A 20,444-nucleotide genomic window follows, 5' to 3' on the forward strand; every position below is an offset into this window, starting at 1 on the left:
GTTGGATACTGCCAGGCCGGGAGCGGGAAAGGGAGAGGGTCACGGAGCCCGATCCGGTTCTCGTACTCTTGGGTCCGTGGGTACGAGCCAGGATTCCAAGAGCTACAAGGTCGTCACGTACGGCTGCCAGATGAACGTGCACGACTCCGAGCGCCTCTCCGGGCTGCTCGAGGACGCCGGGTACGTGAAGGCCGACCAGGAGGGTGATCCCGACCTGGTGGTCTTCAACACCTGTGCGGTGCGCGAGAACGCCGACAACAAGCTGTACGGCAACCTCGGCCAGCTCGCCCCGGCGAAGACCCGGAACAAGGACATGCAGATCGCCGTCGGCGGCTGTCTGGCGCAGAAGGACCGCGACACCATCGTGAAGCGGGCCCCCTGGGTCGACGTGGTCTTCGGCACCCACAACATCGGGCACCTGCCCGCCCTGCTGGAGCGGGCCCGGATCGAGCAGCAGGCCCAGGTGGAGATCCTGGAGTCGCTGGAGACCTTCCCGTCCACCCTGCCGACCCGGCGCGAGTCCGCGTACGCGGCCTGGGTGGCCATCTCGGTCGGCTGCAACAACACCTGCACCTTCTGCATCGTCCCCGCGCTGCGCGGCAAGGAGGAGGACCGCCGCCCCGGCGACGTCCTCGCCGAGATCGAGGCGCTGGTCGGCGAGGGTGTCATCGAGGTCACCCTGCTCGGCCAGAACGTCAACGCGTACGGCTCCGACCTGGGCGACCGGGAGGCGTTCTCCAAGCTGCTCCGGGCGGCCGGGCAGATCGAGGGCCTGGAGCGGATCCGGTTCACCTCGCCGCACCCGCGCGACTTCACCGACGACGTGATCGCCGCGATGGCCGAGACCCCGAACGTGATGCACCAGCTGCACATGCCGATGCAGTCGGGTTCGGACACCGTGCTGCGGGCGATGAAGCGGTCGTACCGGCAGGACCGTTTCCTCGGCATCATCCGCAAGGTCCGCGAGGCGATGCCGGACGCGGCGATCTCCACCGACATCATCGTCGGCTTCCCCGGGGAGACCGAGGAGGACTTCGAGCAGACCATGCACGCGGTCCGCGAGGCCCGCTTCACCAACGCTTTCACCTTCCAGTACTCCAAGCGGCCCGGCACCCCGGCCGCCGAGATGGACGGGCAGATCCCCAAGGCCGTGGTCCAGGACCGCTACAACCGGCTGATCGCCCTCCAGGAGGAGATCTCCTGGGAGGAGAACAAGAAGCAGGTCGGCCGGGTGCTGGAGATCCTGGTCGCCGAGGGCGAGGGCAAGAAGGACGACCGGACCGACCGCCTCTCCGGCCGCGCCCCCGACAACCGGCTGGTGCACTTCACCCGCCCCACCGAGCCGGTCCGCCCGGGCGACACGGTGACGGTCGAGATCACCTACGCCGCCCCGCACCACCTCCTGGCGGAGGGCCCCACCCTGGCGGTCCGCCGCACCCGCGCGGGCGACGCCTGGGAGAAGCGGCAGGGCCTCCCGGCCGCGAAGCCGGCCGGCGTCATGCTCGGCCTGCCCACCATCGGGGTGCCGGCCGCGCTCCCCGTGGCCACGGGCTGCGGCGACTAGCCCTCCTGGCCCGGGGCTGCGCCGCGGGGCGTCTTTTTGCAGCTGCTCGGCCGCCTACGGTCCAGGGGCTCGGGGCTCTGCTGTTGTGCGGCTCCGCCGCGTGGGCGCCGCCGGCCCTTGCAAGGTGATCCGTCCGTGCGTGGTCAGGCATTTTCGCAGTGACCCGAACGCCAGATCTCCTCGCAGTTCCCCGAGCCCCTGGGTAGTGCAACCGAACGCCCTGCGAAAAGGTGAGCGTCCTGCCTCCCGAGGCGGATGTCCTAAGGTGAACGGCATGCTCGTTGCCGCTGCCGTCGTCCCCTGTCCGCCGTTGCTGGTGCCCGAGGTCGCCTCGGGTGCGGCGCCCGAACTGGAGCCGCTGCGGGCCGCCTGCCTGGCGGCGGTGCGGGAGTTGTCGGCCTCGGAGCCCGACCTGATCGTGCTGGTCGGCGGTGGTCCGGAGGGCGGGGTCTGGACCGAGGGCGGGGTCGGTTCGTTCCACCGGTACGGCGTCCCCCGGGTGGTGCGGCTGCCGTCGGGCGGGGTGGACGGGCCGGAGCTGGCGCCGTCGCTGGCCGTCGGCGCGTGGCTGCTGGAGCAGGCGGGGGTGACCATCCCCACCCATGCGTGTGCCGTCCCGGCCGACGCACCGACCGAGCGGCTGCTCGGCCTGGGCGGCGGGCTGGCCGAACTGGCCGACCGGGTCGCTCTGCTGGTGCTCGGCGGCGGGAGCGCCTGCCGCTCGGTCAAGGCGCCGGGCTACCTGGACGACCGGGCCGAGGGCTACGACGCCGAGGCGGCCCGGGCCCTGGGTGCGGCGGACGTGGCCGTGCTCGCCGGGCTCGACCCGGTGGTCTCGGCGGAACTGCAGGCGGACGGACGGGCGCCCTGGCAGGTCCTCGCGGGAGCTGCTCAGGGCGCCGGGTTGAACGGGAGGCTGCGCTACGACGAGGCCCCGTACGGGGTCGGCTACTTCGTGGCCTCCTGGAACTGACGCCCGGTCAGCTCTGACCCTCGTCCTTGGGCTTCGCGGCGAAGTGGTCCACCGCGCCCTTGGCCTTGCTGGTGCCGGTCTCGATCTTGTCGCTGTACTTGCCCTTGGTGGCCTTGTCCGCCGCGGCACCGGCCTTCTCGACCACCTGGTCGATCTTCTCGTTGTGCTTGCCCGCGAGCTCGCTGGCCTTGTCCTTGAGCTCCTCGGCCTTGCCCTTGAGGTTGTCCATCAGGCCCATGTCCGGTGCTCTCCTTCAGCTGGGTCCGCCCGGCGGACGGAGAAAATAGGTCATACCGTTCATATCTTTCCCCAGAGTGATCGCCTGAGACACGGCGCCACTCCCGTTCTTTGCGAGACTTGGCCCGTGAGCAGCTCTCCCGTCATCCAGCCCCGCGTCGTCTCTGTGGTCGGCGCGACCGCCGCGGGCAAGTCCGACCTGGCGGTCGCCATCGCCCGAAGCGTGGGCGGCGAGGTGATCAACACCGACTCGATGCAGCTCTACCGGGGCATGGACATCGGCACCGCGAAGCTCACCACCGCCGAGCGTGGCGGCATCCCGCACCACCTGCTGGACATCTGGGACGTCACCGAGGCGGCCAGCGTCGCCGAGTTCCAGCGGCTGGCCAGGGCCGAGATGGACCGGCTGCTCGCCGAGGGCCGGACGCCGGTGCTGGTCGGCGGCTCCGGGCTGTACGTCCGGGCGGCGATCGACGAGATGGAGTTCCCGGGCACCGACCCGGTGGTCCGGGCCCGGCTGGAGGCCGAGTGCGAGCAGCTCGGCAGCGGCGCGCTGCACCGGCGGCTGGCCGAGCTGGACCCGGCCGCCGCCGAGGCGATCCTGCCCAGCAACGGCCGCCGGGTGGTCCGGGCCCTGGAGGTCATCGAGATCACCGGCCGCCCGTTCACCGCCAGCCTGCCGACCAACACCGCCGTCTACGACACCGTGCAGATCGGCGTCCAGGTGGAGCGCCCGGAGCTGGACCGCCGGATCGAGCTCCGGGTGGACCGGATGTGGGAGGCCGGTCTCCCGGCCGAGGTCCGCGTGCTGGAGGGGCAGGGGCTGCGGGACGGTCTGACCGCCTCCCGGGCGCTCGGCTACCAGCAGGTGCTGGCGCACTTCGCGGGCGACTGCACCGAGCAGGAGGCGAAGGCCGAAACCGTCCGGGCGACCCGGCGGTTCGCCCGCCGCCAGGAGTCCTGGTTCCGCCGGGACGACCGCATCCACTGGCTGGCCCGCCCGGCCGGTGCCGACCCGACTGCGCTGCTGGCACGGGCCCTGGAGCTGATCGACCGTCAGATCTGAGCGGTTTCCGGCCATCCGGCCGGTGCAGCTGCAGGTGCACGACCAACTGAGGGTTACGGGCACATCACGTCATGGCCACGGATCACCCGACGGCCCGATGGGACCCGCGTCGGCGGCACCGGACATGCCATTATCGAGAACAACCAGGGGTCGGCCGGGTGGCCGCTCCTACCGCCCGCGAGTCCGTTGGCTCGTGTCGAACCGTCAGGGGAGGCCGCGTGTCCACGGGTACCGGCCCCGAAACCGAGGAACTGCCGAGCAGCGTCAGTGCCGAACTGGTGCTGTCGGAGGCCCAGATGCCCACCTCGTACGCCTTGGCCCTGCCGGTCCTCGCCGACCTGGCCGCACCCGGCGTGGTGCACGAGCGGGAGATCCGGCCGTTGCGCAGGCTGCGCTGGTGGCAGATCCTGCCGATCGTCCTGGTCGGTGCCGCCGGCGCCCTGATGTTCGCCTTCCCGCTCGCCTTCAGCTCCGGCGGCAGCGCCTCCGCGATGATCGGGATGCTCGGCCTGCTGCTCACCGCCGCCTCGGTCGGCTGGGGCGCGATGGCCGCCCGGGTGGCCGGGTACAAGTGGCCCGGCGTCCCGCGCCGGGGCAGTGGCCGCCGGGCCGGTCGCAAGGCGATCGTGCTCTACACTCTGGCCGCCGTGGTCGCGGTCGGTCTCGCCGTCTGGCGAGTGGTCCGCCTCGCCTCCTGACCGGTCGGTCTCAGTACCATCGGCTCTGTGAGCGCATCCAAGACCTTCGGCCTCCCCTTCCTCAAGGGGCACGGCACCCAGAACGACTTCGTGATCATCCCGGACCCGGACGGCCTGCTCGACCTCGGCCCGGCCGAGGTCGCCGCCCTGTGCGACCGCCGGGCCGGCATCGGCGGGGACGGCCTGATCCGGGTGGTCCGGTCGGCGGCCGATCCTGCGGCGGTCGGCATGGCCGACCGGGCCGAGTGGTTCATGGACTACCGCAACTCCGACGGCTCGATCGCCGAGATGTGCGGCAACGGCAGCCGGGTCTTCGCCCGCCACCTGGTCGAGGCCGGGCTGGCGAAGCCGGGCCCGATCCCGATCGCCACCCGGGCCGGTGTGCTCACCGTCCGGGTCGCGGAGGACACCGCCGAGGGGCCCGGCCTGGTCACCGTCGAGATGGGCAAGGTCCGGCTGCCCGGCCCCGACGGCGTCGAGGTGACGGTCGGCGACCTGGTCTGGCCCGCGCTGAACGTCAACATGGGCAACCCGCACGCGGTCGCCTTCGTCGACGACCTGGCCCAGGCCGGCGACCTGCTCGCCGCCCCCGGCGTCACGGCCGGGGTGTACCCCGAGGGGGTCAACGTCGAGTTCGTGGTGGAGCGCGGACCGCGGCACGTCGCGATGCGGGTGCACGAGCGCGGGTCGGGCGAGACCCGCTCCTGCGGTACGGGCGCCTGCGCGGTGGCCGTCGCGGCGGCCCGCCGCCACCACCTCGACCCCGCGGTCACCGGCGAGCCGGTCACCTACCGGGTCGACCTGCCCGGCGGCACCCTGGTGATCACCGAGCACCCGGACGCCCGGATCGAGATGGCCGGCCCGGCGGAGATCGTCGCGAGCGGGACGCTCCGCCTCTAGGCAGGGGCTCAGCCTTGTGCAGCTCCCGAGGTTGCACGATCCAGGGGCTCGGGGAACTACGAGGAGATCTGGCGCCGGGGGCACAGACGAAAGTGCCTGACCACCCACGCAACGGTGACCTGTTCCGAGGTCGGCGTCGCAGTTCCCCGAGCCCCTGCCTTCCGGACCACCTGCCAAAAGCGAGCGATGCTTCCCCGTCGGGTGCGGAGTGAATCCCCCCGTTCGGGTGGTGTTGGTGACGGTGCGGGAGCAGGGGGCTGCGGAACGTGCTCTGCTCGGTAGCATGGACCATCGCTGCCGGAGGTGCAGATGACCATCGAAGCCGAGGCTGGAAAGCGGTCCCGGAGCAGACTCAACCGAGCCTCCCTGGGCCGGGCCGGCCGCGCCGCCCTGCTGGCCACCGGCCGCGCCCCGCTGCCGGACGCGATCGAGCCGATCGTCGAGGCGCACCGGCGCCACCACCCGCAGGCCGACCTGGCGCTGCTCGGCCGGGCGTACCGGACGGCGGAGGCCAGTCACCGGGGGCAGACCCGGAAGAGCGGCGAGCCGTTCATCACCCATCCGCTCGCGGTGACCATGATCCTGGCCCAACTCGGGGCCGGGACCACGACCTTGGTGGCGTCGCTGCTGCACGACACGGTCGAGGACACCGAGGTGACGCTGGATCAGGTGGCCGAGGAGTTCGGGCCCGAGGTGGCCTATCTGGTGGACGGCGTCACCAAGTTGGAGAAGGTGGACTTCGGTGCGGCGGCCGAGGCGGAGACCTTCCGGAAGATGCTGGTGGCCACCGGCGACGACGTCCGGGTGATGGTGATCAAGCTCGCCGACCGGTTGCACAACATGCGGACCATCCGGCACATGAAGCCCGCCAGCCGGATCAGGATTGCCAAGGTGACCAGGGACGTGCTGATCCCGCTCGCCGAGCGGCTCGGGATCCAGGTGCTGAAGGCCGAGTTGGAGGACATCGTGTTCGCCACTCTGCACCCGGAGGAGTACGCCCGCACCGGTGCGCTGATCGCCGCGTACGACGAGCGGCCGGAGGAGCTGCTGCAGCCGTTCGCCGACGGGCTGACCAGGCAGCTGGCCGAGACCGGGGTGCCGGCCACCGTCACCGTCCGGCCCCGGCACTGCGTGTCCGTGCACCGGGTGCTGCTCAAGCGGACCTCGGCGGCCGGGCCGGACGGGCTGCCGCAGGATCTCCAACCCGCCGACTTCGGGCGGCTGTTGGTGGTGGTGGAGGAGAACGCCGACTGCTACGCGGTGCTCGGCGAGCTGCACACCTGCTGGACGCCGCTGCCCGGGGAGTTCAAGGACTTCATCGCGGGGCCCAAGTTCAACCTGTACCAGTCGCTGCACACGGCGGTCGCGCTGCCGACCGGCGAGGTGGTCGAAGTCCTGGTCAGGACACGGGAGATGCACCGGGTGGCCGAGTTCGGCGTGGTCGCCCTGGGCGATCCGCACCAGGTCGGTCCGGAGGACCCGGAGCGGACCGACCCGGCCCGGCCGGGCTGGCTGAGCCGGCTGCTGGAGTGGCAGCAGGAGACCCCGGACCCGGACACCTTCTGGTCCGCGCTCACCTCGGACCTGTCCGACGACCGGGAGATCACCGCCGTCACCGAGCAGGGCCAGACGCTGCACCTGCCCGCCGGGGCGAGCTGCGTGGACGCCGCGTACCTGCTGGGCGAGGAGACCGGGCACCGCTGTCTCGGGGCCCGGGTGAACGGGCGGCTGGTCGCGCTCTCCACCACGCTCGGGGACGGCGACGTGCTGGCGGTGCTGACCGAGCAGGCCCACGAGGCGTCCGGACCGGCCGCCGAATGGCTGGAACACGTCCGAACCCCGGCGGCCAGGCTGGCGATCGAACGCTGGCTGGCCGAGCACCCGGCCCGGCTGCCGGAGCCGGACGCCGGGGCGGCCAAGCCGGCCCCCGCCGGTGTCCCGTCCGCCGGGCGGCGGCAGGCGCCGGTGACCGTGCCGGGCCGTTCGGGCGGGATCGTCCGGCTGTCCAGGTGCTGTACGCCGGTGCCGCCGGACGAGCTGACCGGGTACCTGATCAGGGGCGGCGCGGTGGCCGTGCACCGGACCGACTGTCCGGTGGGGGAGCAGCTGCGGGAGGCCGGCCGGGAGCCGGTCCGGCCCTGCTGGGTGCCGGGTGCGGCGCCCGCCGACGGCTTCCGGGTGACCCTGCGGGCCGAGGCGCTGAACCGCCCCCGGCTGCTGGCCGACCTGACGGCGGCGATCTCGGCCCAGGGCGTCGGCATCATCGCGGCCGAGGTGGAACCGCCGCAGCAGCTGCGGGTCCGGCACAGCTACACGGTCGAACTGCCGGCGGCCGCCACCCTGCCGCTGCTGATGCGCGCGATGCTGCGGGTCTCGGGGGTCTACGACGTCTACCGGCCCGGCCCGGCACGGGGAAATCGGGATGACCCGGTCGGGGCGGGCGTGCGACCATCGTGGGGAATTCGCGGCCGGTCCGTGGCGTTCACCGGACGTAGTGGTTCCGGTGCCGGCCACGGCCTGCAGGGGTAGCTCGGCTCGCCACCTGGTATCGGGGCGTCAGACGGGGCACACTCCCAGGTGCGCACGGCGCACCGGCCCTTCCCGATCTACCTAAGGATGAGATTGACCTCCACGTTCGAGAGCCGCAGCAATTCCGACAGCCAAGGCAACCGACTGTCGGACCTCCGGGCGGAAGCCCTGATGGACGAGGACCTCGCGGCGAACGACGAGGGCTTCGACCGATACGACGGGGAGCAGTACGACCGGAGCGAGCGCGCCGCACTGCGCCGGGTCGCCGGTCTCTCCACCGAACTGCAGGACGTCACCGAGGTCGAGTACCGCCAGCTCCGCCTGGAGCGCGTGGTGCTCGTCGGTGTCTGGACCGACGGCACGGTCGAGGAGGCGGAGAACTCGATGGCCGAGCTCGCCGCCCTGGCCGAGACCGCCGGGTCCGAGGTGCTGGACGGCGTGATCCAGCGCCGTGACAAGCCCGACCCCGCGACCTACATCGGCTCGGGCAAGGCGCGGGAGCTGCGCGACATCGTCGCCGCCACCGGCGCCGACACCGTGGTCTGCGACGGTGAGCTGACCCCGGGTCAGCTGATCCAGCTGGAGGACGTGGTCAAGGTCAAGGTGGTCGACCGGACGGCCCTGATCCTGGACATCTTCGCCCAGCACGCCAAGTCCCGGGAGGGCAAGGCGCAGGTCTCGCTCGCGCAGATGCAGTACATGCTGCCGCGGCTGCGTGGCTGGGGTGCGTCGCTGTCCCGGCAGATGGGTGGTGGTGGCGCCGGCTCCTCCGGCGGCGGCATGGCCACCCGTGGTCCCGGTGAGACCAAGATCGAGACCGACCGTCGGCGGATCCGCGAGAAGATGGCGAAGCTCCGCCGGGAGATCGTCGACATGAAGAAGGGCCGCGACACCAAGCGCCAGGAGCGCCGTCGCAACCAGGTCCCCTCGGTCGCCATCGCGGGCTACACCAACGCGGGCAAGTCCTCGCTGCTCAACCGCCTGACCGGGGCCGGTGTCCTGGTGGAGAACTCGCTGTTCGCCACCCTGGACCCGACGGTCCGCCGGGCGCAGACCCCGAGCGGCCGGGTCTACACCCTGGCCGACACGGTCGGTTTCGTCCGGCACCTGCCGCACCACCTGGTCGAGGCGTTCCGTTCGACCATGGAGGAGGTCGCCGAGGCGGACCTCATCCTGCACGTGGTGGACGGTTCGCACCCCGAGCCGGAGACCCAGCTGGCCGCCGTCCGGGAGGTGATCGTCTCGGTCGAGGCACAGAACGTGCCGGAGATCGTGGTGATCAACAAGGCCGATGCCGCCGATCCGCTGGTGCTCCAGCGCCTGCTCCGCCGCGAGCCGCACGCCATCGTGGTGTCGGCCCGGACGGGGATGGGCATGGAGGAGCTGCTCCAGCTGATCGACGCTGAGCTGCCGCGGCCGGCCGTCGAGGTGCAGGCGCTGATCCCGTACACCCGTGGTGACCTGGTCTCCCGGGTGCACGCCGAGGGTGAGCCGATCTCCACCGAGCACACCGGCGAGGGCACGCTGCTGCACGCCAAGGTGGCGGCGGAGCTGGCGGCCGAGCTCGAGCAGTTCGCGGTGGTCACGCAGGGCTGAGGTTTCGCACGGGCTCGGCCGTCCACGGTCCGGGGGCTCGGGGAACGGCGACGATATCTGGCGTGCGGGTCACAGGCGAAAGTGCCTGACCGTGCACGCGGGAGAGACCTTGTACGAGGTCGGCGTCGCTGTTCCCCGAGCCCCCGGGTGTGTTCTGGCCGAGCGCGGTCCGTGAGCCCCTGGTGGGTTCACTCCTTGCGGGAGAAGTAGCTCAGCGCCTGTCGGGCCACGTCCTCCAGGTACGGGCCGTTCAGGGCGGTGTGGGCGAGGTTGCCGATCGAGGTGTTGCTGACCAGCGCTTCGCGGCCGTCCGGCATGGTGGCGAACCAGCCGCCGCCGCTGGAGCCGGCCGTCATGGTGCAGCCGGCCGAGAGCATCGGCGGGCGGCTCGGGTCGAAGGAGAGCTGGGTGGGGCGGCCGCTGTCGCAGCGGTAGAGCTCGCGGCCGTCGAACGGCTTGACGGAGGGATAGCCCCAGACCGAGACGGCCAGCCGGTCGCGCGGGGCGTCGAACCAGACCGGGACGGCGGTGCCCACGGTCTCCTCCAGCGAGCGGCCGCTGCCGTCCGGGTTGTGCACCTTGAGCACGGCGAAGTCGTACTGGTTGGCGGCGTTCCCGCCGTGGCCGCCCTCGGCGATCCACTGCGGTGAGCTGATCACGTTGTCGGCCCACCACTGGCCGAGCGGGGCGACCTCGGCGAGGGTGGGCTTCCGGTCGGCGGGGGTGCCGGCGCTGTTGTAGGCCGGCACGAAGATCAGGTTCTTGAACCAGCCGCCGCCGCTGCCCTCGTGCACGCAGTGCCCGGCCGTCCAGACCAGGTTGCTCCGCCCCGGGTGGGCCGGGTCCGCCACCACGGTGGCCGAGCACTGGCCGGTGCCGCCGCTCGGCGCGGTGGAGAACACCTTCCCCGAGGCCGGGTGGCTGGTGTACGGCCGGGGGACCGGGACGGCCTGCACCGGGCCCGGCTCCGGGTCGGCGGCGGCGGGGGACGCGGTCGGCACCACCGGCTGCTGCGGTGGGGCGTCGACCATCCGCTCCGGGTCCCAGAGGTCCCGGACCACCGGGTTCTCGTACAGGTGCTGCCGGGCCCAGCGGTCCCAGTCCTCGTCCCGCCAGGTCTTCAACTCCTGCCAGCGCTGCGCGAGTTCACCCCGCCACTGGGTCGGTACGGTGGTCGGCAGCCGCCAGTCGTCGGACGCCGTGCCGGTGCACCCCGTGAGCAGCACCAGTCCGAGCAGTGCCGCCGTCGTGCCCTTGGATATCGACCGCATGATTTCTCCAGCCCCCGTGTCGAACGCCGATTCTCCCACCGAGGGGCGCGGCGGGTGGCTCCGCGGTGCCCGTGTCGGTCCTGACCTGACCACTCCAACGGGTGAGTGATCGACGGGGATTCACCACAACGAGTGAGCCGATCTTGTGATCACCCGTCAGTGGCCAGTTCCCTTGGCCTGTCGGCGCCCTCGGTCCCACGAGCCTCGGCCGTCCCCCAACTCCCGGCGCCCGCACCATCGCTCGCCCCAAGGAGCAGCCTTGAGCACCGTCGCCCTCGCTGGAGTACCGCCCGTCGTCCATCCGCGGCCCCAGGACGCACTGCTCGACGCCGATCCGGCGGTGGCCGCCGAACAGGCCGGGGTGGAGAGCCTGTTGCGGTGCTGGGCGAGGGAGACCGGGGCCCGGCCGCGCCCGGACGGGACGCTCCGGGTGCCGGTGCTCGGCGGTGCGGTCGAGCTGGTCGCGGCGGTCCGGTACTGGTCGCCGACCGGCTGGCACCGGTTCGGCGAGGTCACCCTGGCCGGGCTGCCGGTGGACGTGGTGACGGTGGCCACGCTGGTCGCGGGCGCCGCCGCCGAACGGCCCGAGGCGGGCCAGCTGACCGACCTGGCCGCCCGGGTGGCCGACTCGGTGCTGCGGACCACCGAGGTGCTGGAGCGCCGCCGCTCCGGCAGCGGCCCCGACTGGCCGTTCCTGGCCGCCGAGCAGGCCCTGCTGCTGGGCCACCCGCTGCACCCCACCCCGAAGAGCCGGGACGGCCTGGGCCCCGCGCAGAGCGCGGCGTACTCGCCCGAACTGCACGGGTCCTTCCGGCTGCACTGGTACGCCGTGGACCGGGACCTGCTGGCCTCCGGTTCGGCGGTCGGCGTCCCGGCCGAGCAGCTGACCGCCCGGCTGCTCGGCGACCGGGCCGTGCTGCCGCCCGGCACCGCCGCGCTCCCGCTGCACCCCTGGCAGGCCAGGGAGCTGGCGCTGCGGCCCGAGGTGGCCGGGCTGCTGGCGGACGGTGCGCTGCACGACCTGGGCGAGCACGGCGCGGAGTGGCACCCGACCTCCTCGGTGCGCACGGTCTGCCGGCCCGGCACACCCTGGATGCTCAAGCTCTCGCTCGGCCTGCGGATCACCAACTCCCGCCGGGAGAACCTGCGCAAGGAGCTGCACCGGGGGCTGGAGGTGCACCGGCTGCTGGAGGCCGGGCTGAGCGCCGAGTGGCGGGCCGCCCACCCCGGCTTCGACATCGTCCGCGACCCGGCCTGGATCGGCGTCGACCTGCCGGGCGGCGCCGACCCGAACGGCCTGGACACCGTGCTCCGGCAGCAGCCGTTCGGCCTGCGCGAACGCGCGCTCTGCGTGGCGGGACTGGTCGCCGAGCAGCCGTTCGGCGACCGGGTCGACTCGATGCTCGGCCGGACCGTCCGGACCCTCGCCGAGCAGTGCGGCCGCCCGGTGCACACCGTCGCCACCGAGTGGTTCCTGCGCTACCTGGACGCCGTGGTGCTCCCGGTGCTCTGGCTGGACGGCCGGGCCGGGATCGCGCTGGAGGCGCACCAGCAGAACAGCCTGGTGCTGCTGGACCGGGAGGGCTGGCCGGTCGGCGGCCGGTACCGGGACAACCAGGGCTACTACTTCCGCAGCTCGTTCGCCGACCGGCTGGACGCCCGGCTGCCCGGGGTCGGCCGGGTCAGCGACACCTTCGTCGCCGACCGGGTGATCGACAAGCACTTCGCCTACTACCTCGGCATCAACCACGTGCTCGGCCTGATCGGCGCCTTCGGCTCCCAGCGGCTGGCCGACGAGAGCGTCCTGCTGGCCGCGCTGCGCGGCTTCCTCGGCGGCCGGCCGGCCGCCGCCACCGGCTCCGGGCTGCCCGCCCTGCTGCTCGACAGCCCCGACCTGCACTGCAAGGCCAACCTGCTGACCCGGCTGAACGGGATGGACGAGCTGGTCGGCCCGGTCGCCACCCAGTCGGTCTACGTGGACATCCGCAACCCGGTGGTGGCCGGGTGAGGACCGCAGCGGGTGAGTTCGAGCTCCGCGAGGTCGACCTGGCCACCGACCTGCCGCTGCTGGCCGGGTGGATGAACGATCCGGCGGTGGCCGCGTACTGGGAGTTGGCCGGGCCGCCGGAGACCACCGAACGGCACGTCGCCCCGCAGCTCGGCCCGGACAGCCACAGCTGTCCGCTGATCGGGCTGCTGGACGGCACCCCGATGAGCTACTGGGAGCTCTACCGGGCCGACGTGGACCGGCTCGCCGACCACTACCCCGCCGGGCCGGGCGACCTCGGGGTGCACCTGCTGCTCGGCCCGCCCGGCCACCGCGGCCGGGGGCTCGGCACCCTGCTGCTGACCGCACTGGCCGACCGGCTGCTGGCCGATCCCGACTGCGAGCGGCTGGTCGCCGAGCCCGACCTGCGCAACGCCCCCTCGCTGCGGGCCTTCCGGCGGGCCGGCTTCGACCCGGTCGCCGAGCTGGAGCTGCCCGAGAAGCGGGCCGCCCTGATGATCCGTCAACGCGACTAGGACGACATGGACAACCCGCAGCCCCACGCGCACGACGGACCGGCCGAGCAGCCCGAGGCGTACGACCTGCTGGGCGTCGGCCTGGGGCCGTTCAACCTGTCGCTGGCCGCGCTGGCCGACCGGGTCGGCGGGCTGGACTCGCTGTTCTGCGAGGCCAGGCCGGAGTTCCGCTGGCACCCGGGGATGCTGGTGGACGGGGCCCGGATGCAGGTGCCGTTCCTGGCCGACCTGGTCTCGCTGGTCGACCCGACCAACCCCTGGTCCTTCCTCAACTACCTGCGCGACCAGGACCGGCTGTTCCCGTTCTACTTCGCCGAGCGGTTCCAGCTGGCCCGCCGGGAGTACGACCACTACTGCCGCTGGGCGGCCGAACGGCTGGTCAACTGCCGGTTCGGCGCCGCCGTGACCGAGCTGCACTGGCATCCGGGGCACCGGCTGTTCCGGGCGGTGGCCGGCGGCGCCGAGCTCTGGGCCCGGAACGTGGTGCTCGGCGTCGGGACGACGCCGGTGCACCCGGAGGCGTTCGCCGGGCTGCGCGGGCACCCGCAGGTCTGGCACTCCGCCGAGTACCTGGACCGCCGGGCGAGCCTGGACCGGGCCAGGGACATCACCGTGGTCGGGTCCGGGCAGTCCGGCGCCGAGGTCTTCCTCGACCTGCTGCGCGGCCGGAGCGGTGACGGCACCCGGCTGCGCTGGCTGACCAGGACCAGGGCGCTGGCGCCGATGGAGTACTCCAAGCTCGGCCTGGAGCACTTCACCCCCGACTACACCCGCCACTTCCACGGCCTGCCACCCGCCACCCGGGACCGGCTGGTGCGCGAGCAGTGGCAGCTGCACAAGGCGGCCAGTGCCGAGACGCTGGCCGAGATCCACGACCTGCTGTACGAGCGGACCATCGGCCGGCCGCTGGACGCCGACCCGGTGGAGATCCGGCCCGGCACCGCCGTCACCGAGGCGCTGGCCGGGCCCTGCGGCGGCTTCGAACTGATCTGCCGTCAGGTCGACTCGGGCGTCGAGCAGGTGCTCCGCACCGACGCCGTGGTGCTGGCCACCGGCTACCGGGCGGTCCGTCCGGCGCTGCTCGACCCGCTCGCCGAGCTGGTGGACTGGGATGAGCAGGGCCGGTTCCGGGTCGGCCTGGACCACCGGGTGGTCACCCGGCCCGAGCTGACCGGCGGCCTCTACGTGCAGAACGCCGAACTGCACACGCACGGTGTCGGCACCCCCGACCTGGGGCTCGGCGCCCACCGGGCCGCCGTGATCCTGAACGCGGTGACCGGCCGGACGGTCCACCGGCTGCCCACCAGGACCGCCTGGACCAGCTTCGCCCCGCCCGTGCCCGCCGCTCCCGCTCCGGCCCTCCCGCGCCCGCAGGAGGGCCACCGTGCCGCCCCAGTCACCCGCTGAACTCCTCCGGAGGGCCACCGTGCCGCAGCCTCCCGCCGAGCTCCACCTGCCACCCCAGCTCACGGCCGCGCACTGGCGGCGGGCCCGCCGGGCGATGCTCGCCAAGATGCTCGGCGAGTTCGCCTACGAGCAGCTGCTCACCCCGGTGCCGGACGGCGCCGGCTACCGGCTCGACCTGCCCGAGGCGGTCTACCGGTTCACCGCCCGCCGGGGCGCGTACGGGAGTTGGCAGGTCGACCCGGGTTCGGTGGACTGCCCGGCGGACCCGGAGGGGGACCCGCTACGACTGCTCCAGCTGGCCCGCGGGGTGCTCGGGCTGCCCGGCGACACCCTGGGCCACCTGATCCGCGAGCTGACCGCCACCCTGCTCGCCGACGTCCGGCAGCTGGCCACCGAGCTGACCGCCGCCGAGCTGGCCGACCTGGACCACGTCCGGCTGGAGGGACGGCAGACCGGCCACCCGTGGATCGTCCCGAACAAGGGCCGGCTCGGCCTGTCCGCCCGCGACCTGGCCGCCTGGGCCCCCGAGGCGCGCAGCCCGCAGCGGCTGCCGTGGCTCGCGGTGCACCGGCGGCTGGCCGAGTTCCGGGGCCAACCGGATCTGTACGAGCAGGAGTTGAGCCCGGAGTTCCGGGCCGGGGTGGGGGAGGACTACCTGCTGCTGCCGGTGCACCCGTGGCAGTGGGACGAGGTGATCCTGCCGCTGTTCGCCCCCTGGATCGCCTCCGGCGAGATCGTCCCGCTGCCCAGCGACGGTGACCTGCGGCTGCCGCAGCAGTCGGTCCGCAGCTTCTTCAACCTCAGCCGGCCCGAGCGCTGCACCGTCAAACTGCCGCTCTCGATGCTCAACACCCTGGTCTGGCGCGGCCTGCCGACCGACCGCACGCTGGCCGCCCCCGCCGTCACCGCCTGGATCCACGGCCTGCGGGACGGCGACGAGTTCCTCCGGGACGAGTGCCGGGTGATCCTGCTCGGCGAGATCGCCTCGGTCACGGTGGACCACCCGGTCTACCGTGACCTGCCGGAAGTGCCCTACCAGTACAAGGAGTTGCTCGGCGCGATCTGGCGCGAGCCGCTCGGCAGGCACCTCGCCCCGCACGAGCGGGCCCGCACCCTGGCCTCACTGCTCCAGGTCGGCTCGGACGGCCGCGCGCTGGCCGCCGAGCTGGTCGCCCGCTCCGGCCTGCCCGCCCGGGACTGGCTGCGCCGGCTGTTCGCGGTGATGCTGCCGCCGCTGCTGCACTTCCTCTACCGGTACGGCACGGTCTTCTCCCCGCACGGCGAGAACGCCATCGTGGTGTTCGACCAGCACGACGCGCCCGCCCGGCTCGCGGTCAAGGACTTCGTCGACGACGTCAACATCAGCGACCGCGAGCTGCCCGAACTCGACGACCTCCCGGCCGAGGTGCGCGAGGTGCTGCTGCGCGAGCCGCCCGAGTACCTCTGCCAGTTCCTGCACTCCGGCCTGTTCGTCGGGGTGTTCCGCTACCTGGCGCCGCTCTTCGACGCCCAGCTCGGCGTCTCCGAGGCCGAGTTCTGGGAGCTGCTGCGCGAACGGATCACCGCCTACCAGCGGCGCTTCCCCGAGCTCGGCGAACGCTTCAAGCTCTTCGACCTCTTCACCCCCCGGATCGACCGGCTCTGCCTGAACCGCAACCGGCTGCTGCTGGACGGCTACCGGGACCGCCCCGAGCGCCCGCACGCCGCCGTGCACGGCGAGGTGGACAACCCGCTGCACTACGGCGGGAGCACCGGGCTGCCCCCGCAGCAGAGCCGGATTGTCACCCCCACGTCGTAGGCTGGGCGGGCCATGACGAACGACTCCGAACCCCAGGCCCTGCCCGGCGCCGACGAAGCCCCGGCACCCGTCTCCCGCGCCGCGCTCCCCGAGCTGCTGCACGCCGCCGTGACGGCCGTCGGGGGTGTCGAGCGCCCCGGCCAGGTCGCCATGGCCGCCGCCGTCGCCGACGCGGTCGGCAGCGGCGAGCACCTGCTGGTGCAGGCCGGCACCGGCACCGGCAAGTCCCTCGCCTACCTGGTCCCCGCGCTCGCGCACGGCGACCGGGTGGTGGTGGCCACCGCCACCCTGGCCCTCCAACGCCAGCTGGTGGAGCGGGACTTGCCCCGGACGGTGGACGCGCTGCACCCGGTGCTGCGCCGCCGCCCGCAGTTCGCGATGCTCAAGGGCCGGTCCAACTACCTCTGCCTGCACCGCGCCCACGAGGGCACCCCGAGCGAGGAGGGCGAGGGTCTGTTCGACCCGGTGGACGCGCTCGGCGGCCCGACCGGCAAGCTCGGCCAGGACGTGCTCCGGCTGCGCGAGTGGGCCGACGAGACCGAGACCGGCGACCGCGACGACCTCTCGCCCGGTGTCTCGGACAAGGCCTGGGCCCAGCTCTCGGTCACCTCCCGGGAGTGCCTGGGCGCCAGCAAGTGCACGTACGGGCAGGAGTGCTTCGCCGAGGCCGCCCGGGAGCGGGCCAAGCTGGCCGACGTGGTGGTCACCAACCACGCGATGCTGGCGATCGACGCGATCGAGGGCGCCCCGGTGCTGCCCGACCACGGCCTGCTGATCGTCGACGAGGCGCACGAGCTGGTGAACCGGGTGACCGGCGCCGCCACCGGCGAGCTCACCGTCGGCGCGGTGAACCGGGCGGTCAAGCGGGCGGCCCGGCTGGCCAACGAGAAGGCGGTGGACTCGCTCCAGGCCGCCGCCGAGAACTACCACGGCCTGATGGAGACCGCCCAGCCCGGCCGGGTCGAGGGCGAGCTGCCGGAGTACCTGGCCTACGCGGTCACCGCGATCCGGGACGCGGCCCGCCTGGTGATCACCTCGCTCGGTGAGACCAGGGACAAGGCGCTCACCGACGAGGACGCGGTCCGCAAGCAGGCGATGGCCTCGGCCGAGTCGCTGCACGAGACCGCCGACCGGCTGCTCTCCGACTCCGCGTACGACGTGATCTGGATCGAGCGCAGCGACCGGTTCGGCCCCGGCACCGCCTCGCTCCGGGTCGCCCCGTTGAGCGTCTCGGGGCTGCTGCGGGAGAAGCTCTACAAGGAGCGCTCGGTGGTGCTCACCTCGGCCACCCTCAAGCTCGGCGGCGACTTCACCGGCGTGGCCGCCTCGGTCGGCCTGCCGGGGGAGGGCCGGCTGCCGGACGAGCGCTCGCCCGAGGAGCCCGAGCTGGTGCACGGCGAGGACACCCCGCCGTACTGGCGCGGGATCGACGTCGGCTCGCCGTTCTCCTACCCCAAGCAGGGCATCCTCTACGTCGCCCGGCACCTGCCCGACCCGGGCCGCGACCCGGAGCGCCCGGAGATGCTGGACGAGCTCACCGAGCTGATCGGCGCGGCCGGCGGCCGCACGCTCGGCCTGTTCTCCTCGATGCGCGGGGCGAAGGCGGCCGCCGAGGCGCTGCGCGAGCGGCTGGACCACAAGATCCTGCTCCAGGGCGAGGACACCCTGGGCGAGCTGATCCGGGAGTTCGCCTCGGACGCCACCACCTGCCTGTTCGGCACCCTGTCGCTCTGGCAGGGCGTGGACGTCCCCGGTTCGGCCTGCCAGCTGGTGGTGATGGACCGGATCCCGTTCCCGCGCCCGGACGACCCGCTGATGAGCGCCCGTCAGAAGGACGTCGAGGAGCGCGGCGGCAACGGCTTCATGGCGGTGGCGGCCACCCACGCCGCACTGCTGATGGCCCAGGGCGCGGGCCGGCTGGTCCGCGCGGCCGACGACCGGGGCGTGGTCGCGGTGCTCGACCCCCGGGTGGCCACCAAGCGGTACGGGAGCTTCTTCAAGTCCTCGATGCCGGACTTCTGGTACACCGACGACCGGAACCAGGTGCGCCGTTCGCTGGCCGCGATCGACGCCTCGGCGGCGCCGGTCCGCCCCGTGACCAAGCGCGGCTGACGGTCCGTCGGCGGGCACGGAAAGGGCCACCCCTCGGGGCGGCCCTTTCCCGTGTGTCCGTACGGTGCGTCAGAGGCGGCGGAGCACCGCGACGACCTTGCCCAGGATGGTCGCGTTGTCGCCCGGGATCGGGTCGTAGGCCGGGTTGTGCGGCATCAGCCAGATCTTGCCGTCCTCGCGCTTGAGGCGCTTGACGGTGGCCTCGCCGTCGATCATCGCGGCCACGATGTCGCCGTTCTCGGCCACCGGCTGGCGGCGGACGGTGACCCAGTCGCCGTCGCAGATGGCCGCCTCGATCATCGAGTCACCGCGCACGGTGAGCGCGAACAGCTCGCCCTCGCCGACCAGCTGACGGGGCAGCGGGAAGACGTCCTCCACCGTCTGCTCGGCCAGGATCGGGCCACCGGCGGCGATCCGGCCGACCAGCGGCACGTACGAGGTGGAGGGCCGGCCGGCCGCCTCGGCGGTGTTCGGCCGGGCCACCTCGACGCCGCGTACCTCGTAGGCGCGCGGGCGGTGCGGGTCGCGGCGGAGGAAGCCCTTGCGCTCCAGCGCCATCAGCTGGTGCGCGACCGAGGAGGTCGAGCTGAGGCCGACGGCCTGGCCGATCTCCCGCATCGACGGCGGGTAACCCCGGCGCTGCACCGAGTCCCTGATGACCTCGATGACCCGGCGCTGGCGCTCCGTCAGCCCGGCCTCGTCGGTGCGGATGCCCGGCGGACGCCCGGCGAGCGAGCGCGTCGGGGTCGGCTGGCCGAGGACGTCGTCCTGGGCGGCGGAGTGCTCGATGGGCTGGCTCCGGCTCATGGTGGGGTCCACGCTCTCCTGCTCAGCGGTGCGCGCGGGGCGCTCCTGCACCGGGATGGAGGTCTTGGCTTCGACGGTGTTCACGGCATTCCTTCCGACAGGTCTCCCTTTGCCCAGCTCAACTGGTGCCCCTATCGAAAGGTTGCGCCAAACACACGTTCGAGTGAATTTATTCGAGTCGGGCTGACTCGATCAAGGCCTTGGGTGTACATCGCTTAAGTGTTCGACTTGCGCAGTCTATTTCACGGGTCGGAGAAATTTCACCCTGTCGCGGCGCGTCGGGCTTCCACCACTACATGTGGGGGCCTAGGTTCTCCGTTGGGCCCACCCCTAGTGGTCCGTGTAGAGTGTGCGAGTCCGTTGCGATGTTGTCAGAGAGGGAGTCCCCCGGTGCACTGCCCCTTCTGCCGACACCCGGACAGCCGCGTGGTCGACTCCCGGGCCAGCGACGACGGAAGCTCGATCCGCCGCCGCCGTCAGTGCCCCGACTGCGGCCGTCGATTCACCACGGTCGAGACCGCCACCCTGATGGTCATCAAGCGCAGCGGTGTGACCGAGCCGTTCTCCCGGTCGAAGGTGATCAGCGGTGTCCGCAAGGCCTGTCAGGGCCGCCCGGTCACCGAGGACGCCCTCGCCCAGCTCGGCCAGCGGGTCGAGGAGTGCGTGCGGGCCTCGGGCAGTGCCGAGCTCTCGACACACGACGTGGGTCTGGCCATACTCGGCCCACTCAAGGAACTGGATCTGGTCGCGTACCTGAGGTTCGCCTCGGTGTACCGCGCCTTCGACGATCTCGAAGACTTCGAGGCCGCCATCGCGGAACTCCGCGGTGAGCGCGCCCACCCCACCGAGGACGTCGCCGTCCTCTCCACCGCTCCCTGACCGACTGGTCCATGCCGGTCGTCCGGGGCGGTCCGGCGTGCCCGAAAACGGCCCGCTGAACACTGTCGTCCACCCTCAGTGCCC

General features: G+C 72.7%; 16 protein-coding genes. 13 read left to right on the forward strand and 3 right to left on the reverse strand.

Going from position 1 to position 20,444, the window contains the following annotated elements; genetic code table 11:
- The first annotated feature begins 76 nt into the window (after nucleotides 1-76).
- A complete protein-coding gene (gene miaB, locus OHV05_RS23765; protein WP_405019440.1) occupies nucleotides 77-1,564 on the forward strand; it encodes a tRNA (N6-isopentenyl adenosine(37)-C2)-methylthiotransferase MiaB in 1,488 nt (495 codons plus the stop codon).
- Nucleotides 1,565-1,838: 274 nt separating this feature from the next.
- Complete coding sequence (locus OHV05_RS23770; protein ID WP_405019441.1) at nucleotides 1,839-2,537, forward strand: class III extradiol dioxygenase subunit B-like domain-containing protein; 699 nt, start codon at nucleotides 1,839-1,841, stop codon at nucleotides 2,535-2,537.
- 7 nt (nucleotides 2,538-2,544) lie between these two features.
- Here OHV05_RS23770 and OHV05_RS23775 read toward each other — a convergent pair whose 3' ends face one another.
- Nucleotides 2,545-2,775, reverse strand: a complete 231-nt coding sequence (locus OHV05_RS23775) for an antitoxin (RefSeq protein WP_405019442.1) — start codon at nucleotides 2,773-2,775, stop codon at nucleotides 2,545-2,547.
- A 126-nt stretch (nucleotides 2,776-2,901) separates the two neighbouring features.
- Here OHV05_RS23775 and miaA point away from each other — a divergent pair, with 126 nt between their 5' ends.
- From miaA to hflX, 5 genes are all read left to right on the forward strand, one after another.
- Nucleotides 2,902-3,840: a tRNA (adenosine(37)-N6)-dimethylallyltransferase MiaA gene (gene miaA / locus OHV05_RS23780; protein ID WP_405019443.1), complete on the forward strand. Its 939-nt coding sequence runs from the start codon at nucleotides 2,902-2,904 to the stop codon at nucleotides 3,838-3,840.
- 218 nt (nucleotides 3,841-4,058) lie between these two features.
- Nucleotides 4,059-4,538, forward strand: a complete 480-nt coding sequence (locus tag OHV05_RS23785; RefSeq protein ID WP_403041524.1) for a hypothetical protein — start codon at nucleotides 4,059-4,061, stop codon at nucleotides 4,536-4,538.
- Nucleotides 4,539-4,565: 27 nt separating this feature from the next.
- Nucleotides 4,566-5,438, forward strand: coding sequence for a diaminopimelate epimerase (gene dapF / locus OHV05_RS23790; RefSeq protein ID WP_405019444.1), 873 nt, complete (start codon nucleotides 4,566-4,568; stop codon nucleotides 5,436-5,438).
- Nucleotides 5,439-5,747: 309 nt separating this feature from the next.
- The gene (locus tag OHV05_RS23795) at nucleotides 5,748-7,967 is read left to right on the forward strand and encodes a RelA/SpoT family protein (protein ID WP_405019445.1); all 2,220 of its coding nucleotides are present in this window, start codon (nucleotides 5,748-5,750) and stop codon (nucleotides 7,965-7,967) included.
- 171 nt (nucleotides 7,968-8,138) lie between these two features.
- Entirely contained in the window at nucleotides 8,139-9,563 is a 1,425-nt protein-coding gene (hflX, locus tag OHV05_RS23800) for a GTPase HflX (RefSeq protein ID WP_405021528.1), read from the forward strand.
- 188 nt (nucleotides 9,564-9,751) lie between these two features.
- Here the strand turns inward: hflX and OHV05_RS23805 are convergent, their stop codons facing one another.
- Nucleotides 9,752-10,834: a hypothetical protein gene (locus OHV05_RS23805; protein ID WP_405019446.1), complete on the reverse strand. Its 1,083-nt coding sequence runs from the start codon at nucleotides 10,832-10,834 to the stop codon at nucleotides 9,752-9,754.
- 259 nt (nucleotides 10,835-11,093) lie between these two features.
- On the opposite strand from OHV05_RS23805, the gene OHV05_RS23810 reads away from it, so the two are divergent.
- From OHV05_RS23810 to OHV05_RS23830, 5 genes are read left to right on the forward strand one after another with little or no spacing between them, the layout of a single operon-like run.
- The gene (locus tag OHV05_RS23810; protein ID WP_405019447.1) at nucleotides 11,094-12,842 is read left to right on the forward strand and encodes an IucA/IucC family protein; all 1,749 of its coding nucleotides are present in this window, start codon (nucleotides 11,094-11,096) and stop codon (nucleotides 12,840-12,842) included.
- Nucleotides 12,734-13,357, forward strand: a complete 624-nt coding sequence (locus OHV05_RS23815; protein ID WP_405021529.1) for a GNAT family N-acetyltransferase — start codon at nucleotides 12,734-12,736, stop codon at nucleotides 13,355-13,357. Before OHV05_RS23810 ends, OHV05_RS23815 begins: the two co-directional genes overlap by 109 nt.
- A 6-nt stretch (nucleotides 13,358-13,363) precedes the next feature.
- Complete coding sequence (locus tag OHV05_RS23820) at nucleotides 13,364-14,764, forward strand: lysine N(6)-hydroxylase/L-ornithine N(5)-oxygenase family protein (RefSeq protein WP_405019448.1); 1,401 nt, start codon at nucleotides 13,364-13,366, stop codon at nucleotides 14,762-14,764.
- Between the two features lie 19 nt (nucleotides 14,765-14,783).
- A complete protein-coding gene (locus tag OHV05_RS23825) occupies nucleotides 14,784-16,562 on the forward strand; it encodes an IucA/IucC family protein (RefSeq protein WP_405019449.1) in 1,779 nt (592 codons plus the stop codon).
- A 12-nt stretch (nucleotides 16,563-16,574) separates the two neighbouring features.
- Nucleotides 16,575-18,674 carry an ATP-dependent DNA helicase gene (locus OHV05_RS23830; RefSeq protein ID WP_405019450.1) on the forward strand — a complete coding sequence of 700 codons (2,100 nt, stop codon included), beginning with the start codon at nucleotides 16,575-16,577 and terminating at the stop codon, nucleotides 18,672-18,674.
- Nucleotides 18,675-18,743: 69 nt separating this feature from the next.
- Here the strand turns inward: OHV05_RS23830 and lexA are convergent, their stop codons facing one another.
- Nucleotides 18,744-19,481, reverse strand: coding sequence for a transcriptional repressor LexA (gene lexA / locus OHV05_RS23835; protein ID WP_403041705.1), 738 nt, complete (start codon nucleotides 19,479-19,481; stop codon nucleotides 18,744-18,746).
- A 390-nt stretch (nucleotides 19,482-19,871) separates the two neighbouring features.
- Between lexA and nrdR the strand changes: the two genes are divergently transcribed.
- Nucleotides 19,872-20,360 (forward strand): transcriptional regulator NrdR, encoded by a 489-nt coding sequence (gene nrdR / locus OHV05_RS23840; protein WP_403041540.1) that lies wholly within the window; start codon nucleotides 19,872-19,874, stop codon nucleotides 20,358-20,360.
- Nucleotides 20,361-20,444 lie beyond the last annotated feature (84 nt).

Source organism: Kitasatospora sp. NBC_00070, from assembly GCF_045041205.1.
Classification (GTDB): domain Bacteria; phylum Actinomycetota; class Actinomycetes; order Streptomycetales; family Streptomycetaceae; genus Kitasatospora.

Coding starts and splice junctions, on each gene's coding strand:
- OHV05_RS23770 (WP_405019441.1), top strand. CDS start 1,839: ATGCTCGTTGCCGCTGCCGTCGTCCCCTGTCCGCCGTTGCTGGTGCCC.
- OHV05_RS23775 (WP_405019442.1), bottom strand. CDS start 2,775: ATGGGCCTGATGGACAACCTCAAGGGCAAGGCCGAGGAGCTCAAGGAC.
- OHV05_RS23795 (WP_405019445.1), top strand. CDS start 5,748: ATGACCATCGAAGCCGAGGCTGGAAAGCGGTCCCGGAGCAGACTCAAC.
- hflX (WP_405021528.1), top strand. CDS start 8,139: ATGGACGAGGACCTCGCGGCGAACGACGAGGGCTTCGACCGATACGAC.
- OHV05_RS23805 (WP_405019446.1), bottom strand. CDS start 10,834: ATGCGGTCGATATCCAAGGGCACGACGGCGGCACTGCTCGGACTGGTG.
- OHV05_RS23820 (WP_405019448.1), top strand. CDS start 13,364: ATGGACAACCCGCAGCCCCACGCGCACGACGGACCGGCCGAGCAGCCC.
- OHV05_RS23830 (WP_405019450.1), top strand. CDS start 16,575: ATGACGAACGACTCCGAACCCCAGGCCCTGCCCGGCGCCGACGAAGCC.
- lexA (WP_403041705.1), bottom strand. CDS start 19,481: ATGAGCCGGAGCCAGCCCATCGAGCACTCCGCCGCCCAGGACGACGTC.